The sequence below is a fragment of the Novosphingobium sp. BL-S-33 genome (assembly GCF_056857025.1).
In genome coordinates this window covers 1,495,289-1,511,855 of the sequence record NZ_CM166474.1, presented here as the reverse complement: position 1 = coordinate 1,511,855, position 16,567 = coordinate 1,495,289, and the positions used below count along the sequence as shown (strand labels likewise).

Genomic DNA, 16,567 nt, shown 5'->3' with positions numbered 1-16,567 from the left:
CCCCCGCCAGGATGGAGGAATCAAAGGACGTGAAGCCCGTGCGATATGCTTATGGATTGACCACCGCGCTCCTGCTCGGAGGCGCCACGCTCACCCTCGTCACAGGCTATCCTGCCGGGGCCCAGGTTGCGCAGAACGAAGCCAGCCAGATCGCCCGCGTCGCCCCGCGATCCGGCGCTCCGGCCAGCTTCGCCGACCTGACCGAACAACTCGCGCCCGCCGTCGTGAACATCTCGACGCGTCAGCGCGTGCAGGTTCAGGGCGGCGGCAACAACCCCTTCGCGGGCACGCCGTTCGAAGGCCTGTTCGGCGGCGGCGGTGGCGGCGGCAGCGGTGCCCCGCAAACGCGTGAGGCGCAGTCGCTCGGTTCGGGCTTCATCATTTCGGCCGATGGCTACATCGTCACCAACAACCACGTGATCACCGCAGAGGGCAAGGGCGAGGTCGAATCGATCACGGTCATCATGCCCGACGGTACCGAGCTTCCCGCCAAGCTGATCGGCAAGGATGCCGCATCCGACCTTGCGGTGCTCAAGATCACTGCCCCCAAGGCGCTGCCCTTCGTGAAGTTCGGAGACAGCTCCAAGGCGCGCGTGGGTGACTGGGTGGTCGCGATCGGCAACCCGTTCGGCCTGGGCGGCACGGTTACGGCGGGCATCGTCTCGGCCGTGTACCGCAACACCGGCGCCGGCGGCGCTTACGACCGCTATCTCCAGACCGACGCCTCGATCAACCGCGGCAATTCGGGCGGCCCGATGTTCGACATGAACGGGCAGGTCATCGGCATCAACAACGCCATCTTCTCGCCCACCGGCGGCAGTGTCGGCATCGGCTTCGCGATCCCCTCGGAGATCGCCGCGCCGATCGTCAACCAGCTCATCAAGGGTGAAAAGATCCAGCGCGGCTACCTGGGCGTGCAGATCCAGCAGCTCAACGAAGACCTCGCCGATTCGCTGGGCCTTGAGCACAACAAGGGCGAGTTCATCCAGAGCGTCGTCGCCGATGGTGCCGCCGCCAAGGCGGGCATCCAGGCCGGCGACGTGGTGGTGAAGGTTGGCGGCAAGGAAGTGACGCGCGACCAGAGCCTGTCGTTCATCGTCGCCAATACACCGCCGGGCACCAAGGTTCCCATCGAACTGATCCGCAACGGCCGCCACATGACGGTGACCGCCACGATCGACCAGCGCCCGAGCGAGGATGATCTGGCCCAGAGCCAGAACTTCGACGACAACAGCGGCGATCAGGACAGCGACGCCTTCAACAATCCGCCCGCGCAGCAGGCGCAGGGCGTGATCGAGAAGGCAACCGGCCTTTCGGTGACCCCGCTCACCGCGCCGATCGCCCGCCAGCTTGGCGCTGCGGAAGGGACCAAGGGCCTTGTCATCGTCTCGGTCGATCCCAGCTCGGATGCCGGCCAGAAGGGCTTTGCCCGCGGCTTCATCATTCTCTCGGCGAACAATCAGCCGGTCAACACGAAGGCGGATCTGGAGAACGTGATCAAGGCCGCCAAGGCAGACGGCCGCAGCGCGATCCTGCTGCGCGTCCAGCCGCGCGGCCAGTCCCCGGCATTCGTGCCGGTGCGCCTGCGCTAAGCACCGCTCTTCCGACAAAACAAAAACGCCCGCCGGGAGACCGGCGGGCGTTTTCGTATCAGGCGCACCTCTCTCCCTGTCGCCCCCGCGAAGGCGGGGGCCCCGCTTTTCTTGAGTTCACGCAGAAAGACCGTGCAGCAATCCGCCGTTCTCTCTGCGTCTCTGCGTCCTAAAAAAGAACAAGCGGGATCCTCGCCTTCGCGGGGATGACGGAATTTGATGCATTAGATTTCATCGGGCCAGACTCATATGGAGCCCGCCCACCACGCCGCTATAACAGGTCCATGCCATCGGCCGAACATGCACGCGAAGAGGAGGAAGCCGACGGCCTGCGCAAGGTGATCCACGTCGACATGGATGCCTTTTTCGCCAGCGTCGAACAGCGCGACGATACTTCATTGCGCGGCAAACCCGTGGCGGTGGGCGGTTCCTCGCAGCGCGGCGTGGTCGCCGCCGCCAGTTACGAGGCGCGCAAGTTCGGCGTGCGCTCGGCCATGCCCTCGGCCCGGGCCGTGCGGCTCTGCCCGGATCTGATCTTCCGGAAGGCCCGCTTCGACGTCTACCGGCAAGTCAGTGAACAGATCCGCGCGATCTTCCTCGATTACACGCCCCACGTCGAACCGCTCTCGCTCGACGAGGCCTATCTCGATGTCACCGCAGATCTCAAAGGCATCGGCTCGGCCACCCGCATTGCCGAGGAAATCCGCCGCCGCATCAAGGCTGAAACCGGCCTGACCGCCAGCGCCGGGGTGTCCTACAACAAGTTCCTCGCCAAGCTGGCAAGCGACCAGAACAAGCCGGATGGCCTCTGCGTGATCCGTCCCGGAGAGGGCGTGCAGTTCGTGGCCGCGCTGCCCGTGCGGCGCTTCCACGGCGTCGGCCCGCGTGGAGCGGAGAAGATGGCGCGGCTGGGCATCGAGACCGGCGCCGATCTTGCCAAGAAGGACCTCGCCTTCCTGCGCGCCCATTTCGGCAGCTTCGCCGAATACCTGTTCCGCGCCGCGCGTGGGGTGGACCTCAGGCAGGTCCGCGCCGATCGGCCGCGCAAGTCGGTAGGGGGAGAGCGCACGTTCTTCGAGAACATTGCCGGTGCCGATGCCCTGCGCACGACCATGGACGATATCATCGAGATCGTCTGGACCCGCATCGAGCGTGCCGACACGCGCGGCCGCACCGTGACGCTGAAGCTGCGCTACGCCGATTTCACAACGCTTACCCGTGCCCGGTCATTGCACCATTTCGTTGCCGACAAGGCCGAATTCGGCGCGATCGGCCATGCCCTGCTGGAAGACCTGATGCCCCTGCCCCAGCCGATCCGGCTGATGGGCCTGACCCTCTCCGCTCTCGAACGCGGTGAGGAAGAGGTCCGCGAAACACGCGGCGGCCAACTTTCGCTGCTCTGATCCGAAATCCGCCTGCTCAGGCGTCCCTCATCTGAAGCGCCCATTCGCCGATCTTGCGGGCAAGCCCGGCTGGCATCGCCTCTGGCAGTGCATCCAGCGCGAAGAAGGCGACTTCCACGATCTCACGCCCATCGGCGCGCGGCGTCCCTTCGACATGCCCCGCCACCATATGAACGCGGTTGCTGGCCCCTTGCAGGTCCTCGTCGATGGTCAGCAGGACTTTGCCGCCGAGCAACTCGCAGCTCGTTTCCTCGACGAATTCGCGCATTCCGGCCGCCAGCGGGTCTTCCGCCCGGTTCATCCCCCCGCCCGGCGGCATCCATTTCCCCGAACCGTAGGAATGGCGCAGCAGCAGGATCCGGCCCTGCGGGTCGAACGCAAGCACCCGCACGCCTTCAAGCCGGGGGCGACGGATCGACCACACGACCATCCGCGCCCGGTGCGCCACCCGATAGAGGGCCCGATGGAGGCCGGCGGGCAGGAAGTTCAGCAGAAGCAGGTGACCTTGTGTCGCGCCGCGCGCAGCAGCCGGGCGACAGGCAGGTCGTGGCCGCCTTTCACCGCATCCTCGAAAATCGCGCGCTTGTCGTCGCCGCGAATCACGAAAACGATCTCGTCGCTGTCCGTCAGCGCGGGGATGGTGAGGCTGATGCGATCGAATGGCGCCTCGGGCGGGAGCGGATCGGGCGTGAGCCGGCGCACCGCGTAAGGATCATCGATCTGCGGATCGGTATTGGGGAACAGCGAGGCGATGTGCCCGTCCCCGCCCATGCCGAGCCAGGCGATAGCGAAGTGCGGCGGCTGCGCATCCTCTGCCAGCGGTACGATCCGCGCGCCCACTGGCTCCAGACGAGCGCGTATCTTGCCGACATTGCTGGCAGGATGATCCTCGTCGACGATGCGATCATCGCCCGGCCACACCGCGATGCGGTGCCAGGGGATATCCTCCTTCGCGAGCAGGTCGAAGATCGGGAATGGCGTGGAACCGCCGGGAACGGTGATCGCGATATCGTCGGGACTGGTGGCGAGCGCGGCTTTCAGGCGCTCGGTAAACCATTGGGCGATCACCGCATTGTCGGCGTTTTCGATGATTTCAAGCTTCGGCATGGGAGGAGCCTAGCACCCCCCACGCCTGTCAAAAAGCAATCATTGGAAACGATAATCAGGCAATGATCTCGCGCAGGAACCAGGCGCGCTGTTCGGCCTGATCGGTCCAGTCGTCGATGATGCCGTCGGTGGCATTGTCACCGGCCTCACCGGCCAGTTCCTTGGTCGCCTTGAGCGTCGCGACATAGGCGGAATTGTCCTCGAACAGTTCCTTGACCATCGCCATCGCGTCCAGCGAAGTGTCGTCCTGATTGGCAATCGAGGTCTTGGCACCGATCGCGCCGATAGAGGTCAGCGTCTTGCCGCCCAGCTTGCGCACCCGTTCGGCAATCAGGTCGGTCAGGCCGAAAATCTCGGTCGCCTGCGTATCGAACAGCAAGTGCAGGTCATGGAACTGGGGCCCCTTGACGTGCCAGTGGAAGTTTTTGGTCTTCACGTAGAGCGCAAAAGTATCGGCCAGCAGCCCGTTCAGGCTGTCGATCAGCGCGGCCTTCGAATTGTCGTCCTTGGAAGTCATGCCTGGTTTCCTCGTTGGTCCGTCGTGGTGGAATGTAGAGTGGTGAACGTATGAAGAGAAGCCCGCTTCGAACGCGATTTCCGATCAGAGCAGTGAGAATTCCCGCAGAAACAGCACGATTGCCGCCAAGAGCAGCACGCCGCCGAGCGCTCGCCTGACCGTGCGCAGTCCCTTGAAGTCCAGCGCCTGCGGGCAGGCCCAGGCGAGCCCGGCGAGAACCGCGCCGCCGAGCGCCCCGCCCGCTCCCGCCGCATAAGGCGCAGCAAGGCCGACGCCGAGGCCGAAGACCAGGAACCTCGCCGCGTCGGTCAGTTGCTGTGCGAAAAGAACCAGCGCCAGCGCGCCCAGCGAGTTCGTCGGCTCCTTCGGATCGCGCCGGGGGACGAGCAGCATGAGTTCGGCGCCCGCCAAAGCCAAAGCCATCCCCGCAAAGATCGCGCGCGCCGGAGGCGGAAGCTGCAGGAGCAACACGCTCGCCGCCCATGCTGCGATGGCCGCCGTCAGCACCGCGCAGGCCAATGCGACCATAAGGACGCCGGGCCGCGCGCCCTGCCGCCGGGCGAGCCCCGCCACGGTCACCTGATCGCGCGCACCAAACCCGGCCAGCAGCACCGCGATCCATGTCAGATAAAACGCGGGCATCGACTCGGCGTCCGTAAAATTCCTGCAATCTCACGGTCACTTACGGGAAGCGGGCGAGAATGTCCCGCCCCATGACCGGGCCTCAACTCCTGCCGTCGTCAGCCCGCGCGATCAACGCGTCGAGCGAGGCCCGACCCTGCCGCAGTTCGGGCAGAATCTTGCCCAGTTCCGCGCGCGTGATTCGCTTGCCCCCGTCGCTGTCCACCGCCTGCGCCTCGACCAGTCGGTGCAACGCCTCCACCAGCGCGAGGATCGGGTCGACGCCGATCACCCGCTCCGGCAACGCCACCGCCCGCACTTGCGCCAGCGCAAGGCACCGGTCGATGGCGCCGGGGCCGAAACCCCGTTCTATCGCCAGCAGGAGGATGGGATCGAGGCTGGTCGCTTCCGACTTCGCATTGCGGATCGTGCCGGGCGAACATCCAAGCTGGTCGGCCAATTGCCGGTCGTTCAGCCCCTGCCCTTTCTGAATGCTCCGGATGATCGCTGAAACGGCCTTGCGATACTCGTCGCTGGTGGGCGGACCGGATCGGCTAGCAGTCATGCGAGGGTTTCCTGGAGTTTTCGGGGCAAGGGCGCGAATACAGCACGTTGTGCCGATTTATGTGAATCTCTCCAAGACGTTGTCGATGAATCTGGCCTATTGGGACGACGATATGAGATTCAGCCGACGTAACTTCATCGTCGCCGCGACGGCATTTGCGGCGAGTTCCTCGACTGCGGTCAGCGCAATATCCGCCTCAACCCTCGGTTCAGGCGGCTTTCCTGTGCCCGGGTCGCCCCCTCCCGGCTCTTTGCCGATGGGTCCGGCGACGATAGGGGGAGTGGCGCCAACCGTCCCCGCCGCGCCGCGCACGATTCCCGAACTCCATCCCGCGATGGCGCCCGGACTCTACGCCGCCGCCCTGTCCGCCCTCGACCGACATGCCGGTCGCGCTCAGCGCGACCGCATCGGTATTGTCGACTTCGCGGTGTCCTCGTCGGATCCGCGCCTTCATCTCATCGACCTTGCCAACGGGACGGCCGCGTCGCTGCACGTCGCGCACGGCAGCGGCTCGGACCCGGGACACACCGGCTGGCTCCAGCGTTTCTCGAACAGTCCAGGTTCTAACGCCACCAGCGAGGGTGCGTTCCTGACCGGCGATTATTATTTCGGCCACCATGGCCGCTCGCAGCGGCTGATCGGGCTCGACCAGACCAATGACAACGCGCTGGAACGCGCCATCGTCATCCACGGCGCCTGGTATGCCGAGCCGACGATGATCGGCGCGCACGGCAAGCTGGGCCGCAGTCAGGGTTGCCTTGCGGTGGGAGACAGCCTGCTCAACCAGGCCTTCAACCACCTCGGCACCGGCCGGCTGATTTACGCTGCCAAGATGGCGTGAACGGCCCGGACTGAAGTCCCCGAAGATTGTACCGGCCCACTCTCGGCTGGAAAATGCCGCGCGATAACCGTCGACCGGACGCCCCACGGCCTCGGCACGTCTCATATTCCTTTTCTCTACTATATTAGTTGAGATAAGATGCTGTCGCCCCGGGACGTAAACCGAGTCGACCGGTTGCATCGCTATCGCGGAGATACGTGATGAACGATCACAGATGGGCTAGATCGACCCCGCGCGGCAATGTGCCTAGCCTCGCCATGCCACGCGATGGGCGGCCGACATGGCGGCGGCCGGATATCCGGGCCGACAACGACGATGTGTTCGCAACCGCCCACGACCTTGGCCAACGGCGCGGCCGGCGACTGGGCGCGTTGATCTGCCTGTTCGTGCCGCTGGTGTTCTGGGGCGCGCTGGCTGTCTTCGCCTTGGCGCAATCACTGTAGGCCGACCTCAAAACGCCGAGAACGAGGCGCCTGTCCGCAAGCCTGTAGGGCGCGCAGCAGGCAATCCGCCGCTCCAACAAGCGCACCCGCACACCGCAGATCAGTCCGCGCCGAACAAGTCGCGAGAGAAAACCTTGTCCATCACGTCCTCGATTTCGCCGGTCATGCGATTGGCGATAATAACGTCAACATCGCGCTTGAACGCATCGAGATCACGAACGACTTTGGAATTGTAGAATTCTTCCTCCGCCATCGCCGGTTCGTAGATCACGACCTCGATGCCCTTGGCCTTGATACGCTTCATGATGCCCTGGATGGAGGACTGGCGGAAATTGTCCGATCCCGCCTTCATGACCAGCCGGAACACGCCGACCTTCTTCGGCTTCCGCGCGATGATCTGGTCAGCCAGGAAGTCCTTCCGGGTGCGATTGGCATCCACGATCGCACGGATGAGGTTCTGCGGAACCTCCGAATAGTTCGCCAGCAGCTGCTTGGTGTCCTTCGGCAGGCAATAGCCGCCGTAGCCGAAGCTGGGATTGTTGTAGTGCATGCCAATGCGCGGATCGAGGCCGACGCCCTGGATGATCTGGCGCGTGTCCATGCCGCCGGCGATGGCATAGCTGTCCAGCTCGTTGAAAAACGCCACCCGCATTGCAAGGTAGGTATTGGCGAACAGCTTGATCGCCTCGGCCTCGCGGGTGTCCGTGAAGAGGACTTCAACGTCCTTCTTCTCCGCCCCGCCCAGGAGCAGATCGGCGAAAATGCGCGCACGTTCAGAGCGTTCGCCCACGATGACGCGAGACGGGTAAAGGTTGTCGTGCAGGGCACGCCCTTCCCGCAGAAACTCGGGGCTGAAAATCACCTGATCGGTCCGATAGCGCTCACGCACATCGTCGACGAAGCCGACCGGGATGGTGGATTTGACCACGATAGTCGCGGCCGGGTTCAGCTTTACCGCGGCCTGGATGACCACTTCGACCGACGACGTGTCGAACTTGTTCGTGTCCGCATCGTAATTGGTGGGCGTGGCGACAATGACGTAGTCCGCGCCCTTCAGAGCCTCCGCCTGATCCAGCGTGGCCGTGAGGTTGAGCGACCTTTCGGCAAGGAAGGTCTCAAGCTCGGGATCCGCGATCGGGGATTTTCTCGCGGCAAGCATCGCCACCCGTTCCGCCGAAATATCGACGGCAAAGACCTCATTGTGCTGCGCCAGCAACACGGCGTTGGAGAGACCAACATAACCAAGGCCAAAAACCGCGATCTTCATGTAGGTCACTCACGTTATCAGTGTATTCAATCACGGGAAAGCGCGCGCCAAGGCCGCCCGCAGCCCCGGGGTCATGTGTTCTATTGAGGGCCCGGCTGGCCGCGTCAACGAGATAGTGCTGCAACTGCACATTCCGGGATAAACCGAAGATTTTCAGCAGTCGAAGCGAAAAACCGGCATGTCCGGCGCCACAAAACGCCCGCCGCTGGCCCCGCATCGGACGAAGGAACCGTCCCCCATCCGGTGGAAAATGCGCGAGCGCTTACTTCTGGCAGGCAACGATGGCGTCGATGACGTTGAGCGTATCGGCCGGATCGCGCACGCAGATAGTATCCAGACCCATGGTCTTGGCCGGGTAGTCGTTACCGCCCGGGAAGATGGCGTCGCCGATGAACAGCATCTCCCCATGGGCGAAATTGCCGCGCTCGGACAGACGCTGAAGGCCCCAGGCCTTGTCGACGCCAGGCTGCGTCACATCGACCGAGGTCGCCCCGCCGAGATTGACCGAAACGCCGGGCAGGCGTGCCATGAGGTCGGCCTGGATCACCTTGCGCTTGGCGAAATTCGGGTCCCAGACTTCCTTGGCTTCGAGCGGCGCCTGCTGTCCCAGCGCCGAGAACGTGATCTGGCTGCCGCGATCCTCGATCCGCTCGCCCCAGGTTTCCTCGGGCGTGAAGCCGGTGGCGGCCAGCGCTGCGTCGAAAGCGTCGAGGATCTCGCGCTTCTGCTGATCGGTGAAAAGCTCGGCATAGACCGGGTTCCAGGCACCGTCGCCGTGAACGTAGAGCTTGGCCCCGCTAGTCGGCATCAGCCACAGGCGCTTGCGGTCGGCATGGGCCGGGAGACGGCTTGCCACCTGCTTGTCGAACTGCGGCCAGTCGCCGCCGGAGATCACGGCGACATCGGTGACCTGAAGCAGCCGGGCCATCGCCTCGGCCATCTCGTCGGTGAGCGGCTGCTTGCTCTTGGCCAGCGTACCGTCGAGATCGAAGGCAACGAGTTTCTTCATTTCCGGTCTGTCCCTGTAATTCGGAGCACTTGGCGGAGCCATCTGGTGCGCGCACCTGCCACCGGACGCATGACTTGAAAATCCCCTTTGCGCCGAATCCGTGGCAATCGGGGGACAATTGGCGTCTTACTGATTCACGGCGCCGGAAAGCTTGCCGACTTTCTGCACGCCTTCAACGGTGGTGACGAGCACCTCGTTCCCGTCAATCACGACGACCACGTTCGACAGCCCGATCACCGAGACACGCGGCCCGTCGCTGTCGACCAGCACATTGGTACAGTCGACCAGTTCGGCCTCACCCGCACCGCGCACCGAATTGCCGCTGCCGTCACGGTCGAGCGCGTCGTGCAGCGCCTGCCAGTTGCCGATGTCCGACCAGTCCATGTCGGCAGGCACCATGGCGGCGCGACTGGTGTTCTCCATTACCGCATAGTCGACCGAATCGCTCTCGACGTCCGCGAAAGTGGCGGCATCGGGATGGAAGCGGTGGCCGTCCGCCGCGCCCTTCTCGACCGCTTCGCGGACCTTGGCGGCGATCTCGGGCCGGTGTGCGGCGAGTTCGGCCATGAAGTCGCCCACGCGGAAGGCGAAGATGCCGCCGTTCCAGGCGTAGTTGCCGTCCTCAAGGAAGGCCTGCGCACGGGCGAGGTCGGGCTTCTCGACGAACTGGGCGGTGCGGAAACCGGACGTGCCTTCGATGGGCTCGCCGCGCTTCAGATAACCGAAGCCGGTCTCGGGCCGGGTCGCCTCGATGCCGAACGAGACCAGCCAGCCCTCGGCGGCAAGCGCCGCCGCTGCGCAGGCGACATCGGCGAAGACCTCGGGACGGCCGATATGGTGATCGCTCGGGCAGACCAGCATCACCGCGTCCTCGGGCAGGCGGCAGGCGGCCAGCGCGATGGCGGCGGCAGTGTTGCGCGCGGCAGGCTCGACAATCACGGTCGCCCCCGGCGCGCCGGCCAGCTGCGCCTCGACATGTTCAAGGTGCTTGGCGCCCGTCACCACCACCGGCGCGGCAAAGCCCTGCGCTGCCGGGCAGCGCGCGAGGCTCGCCTCGAACAGCGTGGTCTCGCCCACCAGCGGCAAGAACGGCTTGGGACGATCGGCACGGCTGCGCGGCCACAGCCGCGTACCGTTGCCGCCGCAGAGAATGACCGGAACTATCTGGGGCATGGGGCGTGATGTACTCGATGAAGGCCGCGTCACGGGCCACTGGTGATACCGGGTGAGTAACGTGTTGCAACCGCGATTTGCTCCCGCCGGCGCGGCCTGTCGCACGCAGCTGTACGCGGAACCTATTCGGTGCCGGTGCGTTGCCCCCACCATGCCTTTATCCGCGCCGAATTCCGCGCCCATTTTCTCAAACCGCCTTCGTTGCGCCACGACTTTTCAAGGGGTGGCCATTGCCGCTGCGAAGTGAGAGACTGCCGCCAATGACCAGCCCGAGCGAACGCGTTCCTCCGGCGGACCATGGCGAGATCCGGCGCGATCTCCCGCCGCCGCCGCCCTTGCGTTTCGCGCGCATCGGCGCACCGCCGCCCTCGCTCTTTCTCGATTTCGACGGCACGCTGGTAGAGATCGCCGACCATCCGGACGACGTGGTGGTGGCGACCACCCTGCCCAGCCTGATCGCACGGATTGCCGACGCCCTCGATGGACGGCTCGCGCTGGTGACGGGACGCTCGATCGCGTCGATAGAAGCGCTGGTGGGCCCGCTTGAGGTGGCCGTTGCCGGATCGCACGGCGGCGAATTCCGCCCCGCCGGGCAGCACGAGGCCCTCGCGCTCGCCGCCCCGCTCCCGCCGCTGGTGGTCGACCGGCTCACCGCCTTCGCACAAGACAACGGCGGCCTGCTGGTCGAACCCAAGCCCCACAGCATCGCCGTCCACTATCGCCGCCATCCCGAGGCGCTCGAACCGCTGCTCGCCTGCGCGGGCGCGCTGGGCGACGAGCTTGGCCTTGCCCTCAAGCACGGCAAGCAAGTGATCGAACTCGCCATGCCGGGATCGGACAAGGGCAGCGCGGTCGCCCGGTTCATGGGAACGCCGCCTTTCGCAGGCTCGCAGGCATTGTTCGTGGGCGACGATGTGACCGACGAAGACGCATTCGCCGCCGTTATCCGCCTTGGCGGCCACGGTGTGCTGGTGGGTCCGATGCGCGCAACGGCGGCGACATGGCGCCTCGACACCGTCGGCGCCGTCCATCGCTGGCTCGAAGAGGCCCTTGGGGCCACAAGGCAGGAGAATGTCCCGGCATGAGCGCGCTTGAACTCTGGCCCATCGGCAATTGTCAGGTCTCCGGCCTTATCGATACATCGGGCGCGCTGGTCTGGGGCTGCGTGCCGCGCGTGGACGGCGATCCCACGTTCTGTGCCCTCCTGCGCGGCGAAACCGGGCAGGACGCCGGCACCTGGCGCTTCGAGCTGGAGAACCAGGCCACCGTCCACCAGGGCTACTTGCGTAACACCCCGATCCTCGTCACCCGGCTTGAGGATGCGACCGGCGGCGCGGTCGACGTGATCGATTTCTGCCCCCGCCACGAACGCATGGGGCGGATGTACCGGCCGGTCGCCTATGCGCGCATCGTCCGCCCGGTCAGCGGATCGCCGCGCATCCGCTGCTTGCTGACGCCGATGAGCGGCTACGGAGCGCAAATGGCCGCCACGACGCGCGGTTCCAACCACATCCGCTACCTTGTCGAGCGCAATACCATGCGTCTCACCACCGATGCCCCGATCGGCTACGTGCAGGACGAGCGCTATTTCCGCCTCGAAACCCCGCTGCATTTCTTCCTCGGCCCCGACGAGCCCTTCGACGGCGATGTCGAGCACCGGCTGGAATCGATGCTGCGCCATACCGGCGACTACTGGCGGCTGTGGGTGCGCGGGCTCGCCACCCCGCTCGACTGGCAGGACGCGGTGATCCGCGCGGCGATCACCCTCAAGCTCTGCCAGCATGAGGATACCGGCGCGATCGTCGCCGCGCTGACCACCTCGATTCCCGAAGCGCCCGGCAGCCAGCGCAACTGGGACTATCGCTACTGCTGGATCCGCGATGCCTATTACACCGTACAGGCGCTGAACGATCTGGGCGCGCTGGACGTGCTGGAAAAGTACCTCGGCTACTTGCGCAATATCATCGACGATGCCGAAGGCGGCGCGATCCAGCCGCTCTATGCGGTCAGCGGCGCGCGCGAGATCATCGAGTGGGAAGCGCCGGACCTACCCGGCTATCGCGGCATGGGCCCGGTGCGCGTGGGCAATGCCGCCTACTATCAGGTGCAGAACGACTGTTACGGCCAGATCGTCCTGCCGGCGATCCAGGCTTTCTCCGACCAGCGCCTGTTGCGGATGGCCTCGGCAGACGATTTCGCCAGCCTCGAACAAGTCGGCGAACTGGCCTGGAAGACCCACGACCAGCCCGACGCGGGCCTGTGGGAACTGCGCACACGCACCGCGGTCCATACCTATTCTACCGTGATGAGCTGGGCCGCCTGCGACCGCCTTGCCAATGCCGCCGAGCATCTGGGCCTGCACGAGCGTGCGGACTTGTGGCGGGAGCGCGCAGAAACCGTGCGCCGGAACATCGACGAGCAGAGCTGGCACACGATCGAAGGGCCCGATTTCGACGATGGCGGCGCCGGCGGCCACTATGCCGCCACCTTCGGCGGGGACCAGCTCGACGCCAGCCTGTTGCAGATGGTCGAACTGCGCTTCGTCGCGGCCGACGATCCCCGGTTCAAGGCAACGCTGGCCGCCGTGCAGAAGGCCCTGCGGCGCGGCGAGCACATGCTGCGCTACGATAGCGAGGACGATTTCGGCCTGCCCGAAACCGCCTTCAATATCTGCACCTTCTGGCTGATCGAGGCGCTCCACCGGTCCGGGCAGGACGAGGAGGCACGACGCCTGTTCGAGGCGATGCTGGCCCATCGGACCCGGTCCGGCCTGCTGTCCGAAGACATGGATTTCGAGACCGGCGAGCTGTGGGGGAACTTTCCGCAGACCTATTCGCTGGTCGGTATCATCAACTGCGCCGGGCAACTGTCCCGGTCGTGGCGGGACTGGCGCTAACGCCCGTTCCACAAGAGCGCGTCAGGAGGCGCGCTACTGGGGATAATGCAATGAGTAGTAGATTGATCGTCATTTCGAACCGGGTCTCGGTGCCCAAGGCGGCGGGTGCCGCTGGGGCACAAGGGGGACTTGCGGTGGCGCTCAATGCCGCGCTGCTGGAACATGGCGGCATCTGGTTCGGCTGGTCCGGCCAGGAGACCGACGAATTCACCGGCCACCTCGACATGCAGCGCAACGACGGGATCACCACGGCCACGATCGACCTCGAACCGCAGGACATCGACGAATACTACAACGGCTATGCCAACCGCACGCTCTGGCCGCTGTTCCACTACCGGATCGACCTGACCGAGTACGACCGCAATTTCGGCGAAGGCTACGAGCGTGTGAACGAGCGCTTCGCCGATGCCGTGCTGCCGCTGATCGAGGGCGAGGACCTTGTCTGGGTCCATGACTACCATCTGCTGCCGCTGGGCTCGATGCTGCGGCAGAAGGGTGTGAAGAACCGGATGGGCCTGTTCCTCCACACGCCCTGGCCGCCGACGCGGCTGCTGGTCTCGCTGCCGCTGCACGAGCGGCTGGTGGCCTCGATGCTGGAATTCGACGTGATCGGCTTCCAGACCTCCGAGTGGCTCGAAAGCTTCCTGCACTATGTCCAGAAAGAGATGGGCCTGAAGGTCAATCCCGACAATTCGATCGACTATCAGGGCCGCCGCGTGGTCGCCCGCGCCTTCCCGATCGGCATCGATTTCGACGAATTCGTCGAGGGCGCCGCCGGTCCCGAGGCGCGCGACGCGCACGACCGTCTCAAGCAGAGCGTGCGCGGGCGCAAGATCCTGATCGGCGTCGACCGGCTCGATTACTCGAAGGGCCTGGGCGAGCGGATGGAAGCCTTCGGCCGCTTCCTGGCCGATAATCCCGAACAGGCGGGCAGCGCCGTGCTGCTCCAGATCGCGCCGCCGTCACGCGGGGATGTCGCCAGCTACCAGATGATCCGCGAGGATCTGGAGCGCAAGACCGGCCACCTCAACGGCGCCTATGCGGACGTCGCCTTCGTGCCGATCCGCTACGTCAACCGTGGCTATCCGCGCGAGCAACTTGCCGGGTTCTACCGCGCCGCCGACATCGGCCTCGTCACGCCTCTTCGCGACGGCATGAACCTTGTCGCCAAGGAATATATCGCCGCGCAGGATCCCGAGAATCCCGGTGTGCTGATCCTCTCGCAATTCGCCGGGGCCGCGCATCAGTTGAAGGATGCGCTGCTGGTCAACCCGCACTCGATCGAGCATGTCAGCGAGGCTATCAAGCGCGCGCTCGAAATGCCGCTCGATGAACGCCGCGAACGGCACCGGAAATTGCTCGCTTCCGTGCGCAATCACGATGTGCGCCGCTGGCGGCAGGATTTCGTGAGCGCCCTATTCGGCGATGAGGCCCCGCCCCTGCTGGACGATGCTTCTCCCGAAGATTCCAGCGAACCACAGGACCAGACGGCGTAGGAACCGACCGTCGCAGGCCCGGCACGGGTCCACCGGGAAAATTCGTGGTACCGCCAAAACATCCCTCGCCTGCAACCAATCTGACCACTAAGTCGGATATCGAGAGGGTGTGGACGACGGGAATCGGGCCATCGGCAAGATGCCCGGACGTTCTATAGTACACTGGAAAGCCCGAAGAAGCGGGCGACATGGTGAGATGATGGGCCAAGTTCTTTACGGCGAATGCGTTCGCTCCGGCGAGACGACGATCGTGCGCATATCGGAACTAGCCAGCCGCAGCTGCGCGGTTGAAACCGATTTGCCGGTTGTCGACATGGAAGGCGACCTGAGCCTGTGGATCGGTGCGATAGGCCCGCTCGCAGCCAGGGCGACGCGCCGGGATGACACCAATCTGGCCGTCCACTTCGTGCAGCCGCTCGACGCCCAGATCCTGCACCATTTCTCCCGCTCCTGACCGATCCCGGTCAGAGCGGGCTTGGTCAGAGCGGCCGGACGGTAACCGAGCGGATTGAACCTTCGCCGCGACCGGTCATGAGCGTCAGTTGCTGCGAGGTGCAGTCCTGCGCGGGAACGGTGAATTCGTTCGCCGCCGAATGCAGATCCAGATCGGCAACGGTGCCCCCCTCGCCGGTCGGAGCGAAGCAGGTAACCCTGAGCACGAGCGGCCGGAAACCCGCCTCACCCTTGGCATCGGCGTCGATCGTGACCGCATAACCACCTGCCGGAAAAGCCGCGTTGCGCGTGGCGATCGGACCACGTGCCGCATTCCGGTTGGTGTAGCGGATTGCGATACCGGTGCCTTGCGAGACGAACTCCCGCTCCATGCCGTCCACTTCGGGATATTGCCAATCAAACGGGCCGGGAAGGCTGCCTTCGGCATCGCTTCTGAAGGCAAAGTCGTTCGCCTTCGTCATCCGCCCCGCCGCGCAGAGGTCCTGCCACAGGATCACCGCCGCGCCCACTCGTCCTTCGCGGACAAGGCCGGGCAACGTTGCCGAGAGCGCCGCGCAATCGACCCGCGCACCGTGACGGGCCATCGCGCCAACGGTCTGGGTCAGCGGACCGTCCGCCAACGTTTCTCCGGCCCAGGATATGAAGGCAGTGGCCCAATTCTTTTCCTGGCCAAGCTGATTTGCGAAAGCCTTGGCGCCGTCCGGTTCGGACAGAAGCTGCGCGGTCATGTCCTTCAGGCGATCATCGGTGATGCCGACGCGCCAGAGGGCGAGGCTCCGCTGGGCCGCTACGCTCCATTCCCGTGACTGAAGCGCCATGACGATCAGCATGTCCTGCGTGAACCGATTGCGCCATCCGCGCTGACCGGCCAGCAGCAACGATTGGACAGCGCCGTTCTCGTCGCCCTTTTGCAACTGCCCGTAGGCCAGCAGGGCGAGTCCGTCCGAAGGCACGGGACTGCGGCGTACCAGTTCGCGCGACAGTGCCACACCGGCCGCACTGTCATGGCGATCGTAGGCATCGTCAATCAGCGGTTGCAGCGCGAAATACCGGAACGGCTCCGGAACCCGGGACGCCACGGCGCTGTCTTGCCGCGCCTCCCGGTCGAGCTGGAGCCCCGTGACCAGGACCGCGGCGATCGCAAACCCTGCGAACCAGGCAGTCTTTCCGATCGCCGCCATCAT

General features: G+C 65.1%; 17 protein-coding genes. 8 read left to right on the top strand and 9 right to left on the bottom strand.

The features are described 5' to 3' along the window. The first annotated feature begins 38 nt into the window (after window positions 1-38). The gene (locus AC1VVM_RS07195) at window positions 39-1,592 is read left to right on the top strand and encodes a Do family serine endopeptidase (RefSeq protein ID WP_482905166.1); all 1,554 of its coding nucleotides are present in this window, start codon (window positions 39-41) and stop codon (window positions 1,590-1,592) included. 284 nt (window positions 1,593-1,876) lie between these two features. Further along, the gene (gene dinB / locus AC1VVM_RS07190) at window positions 1,877-2,995 is read left to right on the top strand and encodes a DNA polymerase IV (RefSeq protein WP_482956230.1); all 1,119 of its coding nucleotides are present in this window, start codon (window positions 1,877-1,879) and stop codon (window positions 2,993-2,995) included. Between the two features lie 16 nt (window positions 2,996-3,011). On the opposite strand, the gene AC1VVM_RS07185 is transcribed toward dinB, so the two are convergent. The 5 genes from AC1VVM_RS07185 to AC1VVM_RS07165 all read right to left on the bottom strand — a co-directional run bounded on the left by AC1VVM_RS07185 (window position 3,012) and on the right by AC1VVM_RS07165 (window position 5,805). Then, entirely contained in the window at window positions 3,012-3,425 is a 414-nt protein-coding gene (locus AC1VVM_RS07185) for an NUDIX domain-containing protein (protein WP_482905165.1), read from the bottom strand. 56 nt (window positions 3,426-3,481) lie between these two features. After that, on the bottom strand, window positions 3,482-4,102 hold the full coding sequence (locus AC1VVM_RS07180) for a 6-phosphogluconolactonase (RefSeq protein WP_482956229.1): 621 nt from the start codon (window positions 4,100-4,102) through the stop codon (window positions 3,482-3,484). A gap of 55 nt (window positions 4,103-4,157) precedes the next feature. Continuing rightward, window positions 4,158-4,619, bottom strand: a complete 462-nt coding sequence (locus AC1VVM_RS07175) for a Dps family protein (RefSeq protein ID WP_132388949.1) — start codon at window positions 4,617-4,619, stop codon at window positions 4,158-4,160. Between the two features lie 84 nt (window positions 4,620-4,703). Continuing rightward, on the bottom strand, window positions 4,704-5,261 hold the full coding sequence (locus AC1VVM_RS07170) for a hypothetical protein (protein WP_482956228.1): 558 nt from the start codon (window positions 5,259-5,261) through the stop codon (window positions 4,704-4,706). Window positions 5,262-5,343: 82 nt separating this feature from the next. Beyond that, window positions 5,344-5,805, bottom strand: a complete 462-nt coding sequence (locus AC1VVM_RS07165; protein ID WP_482956227.1) for an XRE family transcriptional regulator — start codon at window positions 5,803-5,805, stop codon at window positions 5,344-5,346. Window positions 5,806-6,085: 280 nt separating this feature from the next. Here AC1VVM_RS07165 and AC1VVM_RS07160 point away from each other — a divergent pair, with 280 nt between their 5' ends. Both AC1VVM_RS07160 and AC1VVM_RS07155 read left to right on the top strand, forming a co-directional pair. Next, window positions 6,086-6,646 carry a murein L,D-transpeptidase catalytic domain family protein gene (locus tag AC1VVM_RS07160; protein WP_482956226.1) on the top strand — a complete coding sequence of 187 codons (561 nt, stop codon included), beginning with the start codon at window positions 6,086-6,088 and terminating at the stop codon, window positions 6,644-6,646. 200 nt (window positions 6,647-6,846) lie between these two features. After that, window positions 6,847-7,089, top strand: a complete 243-nt coding sequence (locus tag AC1VVM_RS07155; RefSeq protein ID WP_482956225.1) for a hypothetical protein — start codon at window positions 6,847-6,849, stop codon at window positions 7,087-7,089. Window positions 7,090-7,189: 100 nt separating this feature from the next. Here AC1VVM_RS07155 and AC1VVM_RS07150 read toward each other — a convergent pair whose 3' ends face one another. The 3 genes from AC1VVM_RS07150 to AC1VVM_RS07140 form a co-directional block, all read right to left on the bottom strand. Beyond that, window positions 7,190-8,356 (bottom strand): nucleotide sugar dehydrogenase, encoded by a 1,167-nt coding sequence (locus AC1VVM_RS07150; protein WP_482956224.1) that lies wholly within the window; start codon window positions 8,354-8,356, stop codon window positions 7,190-7,192. Window positions 8,357-8,618: 262 nt separating this feature from the next. Next, window positions 8,619-9,365, bottom strand: a complete 747-nt coding sequence (locus tag AC1VVM_RS07145) for an HAD-IIB family hydrolase (RefSeq protein ID WP_482956223.1) — start codon at window positions 9,363-9,365, stop codon at window positions 8,619-8,621. 126 nt (window positions 9,366-9,491) lie between these two features. Continuing rightward, complete coding sequence (locus tag AC1VVM_RS07140) at window positions 9,492-10,538, bottom strand: mannose-1-phosphate guanylyltransferase (protein WP_482956222.1); 1,047 nt, start codon at window positions 10,536-10,538, stop codon at window positions 9,492-9,494. A 260-nt stretch (window positions 10,539-10,798) separates the two neighbouring features. Here AC1VVM_RS07140 and otsB point away from each other — a divergent pair, with 260 nt between their 5' ends. The 4 genes from otsB to AC1VVM_RS07120 all read left to right on the top strand — a co-directional run bounded on the left by otsB (window position 10,799) and on the right by AC1VVM_RS07120 (window position 15,384). Then, window positions 10,799-11,623, top strand: coding sequence for a trehalose-phosphatase (otsB, locus tag AC1VVM_RS07135; protein ID WP_482956221.1), 825 nt, complete (start codon window positions 10,799-10,801; stop codon window positions 11,621-11,623). Continuing rightward, window positions 11,620-13,434 (top strand): glycoside hydrolase family 15 protein, encoded by a 1,815-nt coding sequence (locus AC1VVM_RS07130; RefSeq protein WP_482956220.1) that lies wholly within the window; start codon window positions 11,620-11,622, stop codon window positions 13,432-13,434. Before otsB ends, AC1VVM_RS07130 begins: the two co-directional genes overlap by 4 nt. A gap of 50 nt (window positions 13,435-13,484) precedes the next feature. Further along, window positions 13,485-14,930 (top strand): alpha,alpha-trehalose-phosphate synthase (UDP-forming), encoded by a 1,446-nt coding sequence (otsA, locus tag AC1VVM_RS07125; protein ID WP_482956219.1) that lies wholly within the window; start codon window positions 13,485-13,487, stop codon window positions 14,928-14,930. A 196-nt stretch (window positions 14,931-15,126) separates the two neighbouring features. Then, window positions 15,127-15,384, top strand: coding sequence for a hypothetical protein (locus AC1VVM_RS07120; protein ID WP_482903361.1), 258 nt, complete (start codon window positions 15,127-15,129; stop codon window positions 15,382-15,384). 25 nt (window positions 15,385-15,409) lie between these two features. On the opposite strand, the gene AC1VVM_RS07115 is transcribed toward AC1VVM_RS07120, so the two are convergent. Then, a complete protein-coding gene (locus AC1VVM_RS07115) occupies window positions 15,410-16,567 on the bottom strand; it encodes a hypothetical protein (protein ID WP_482956218.1) in 1,158 nt (385 codons plus the stop codon).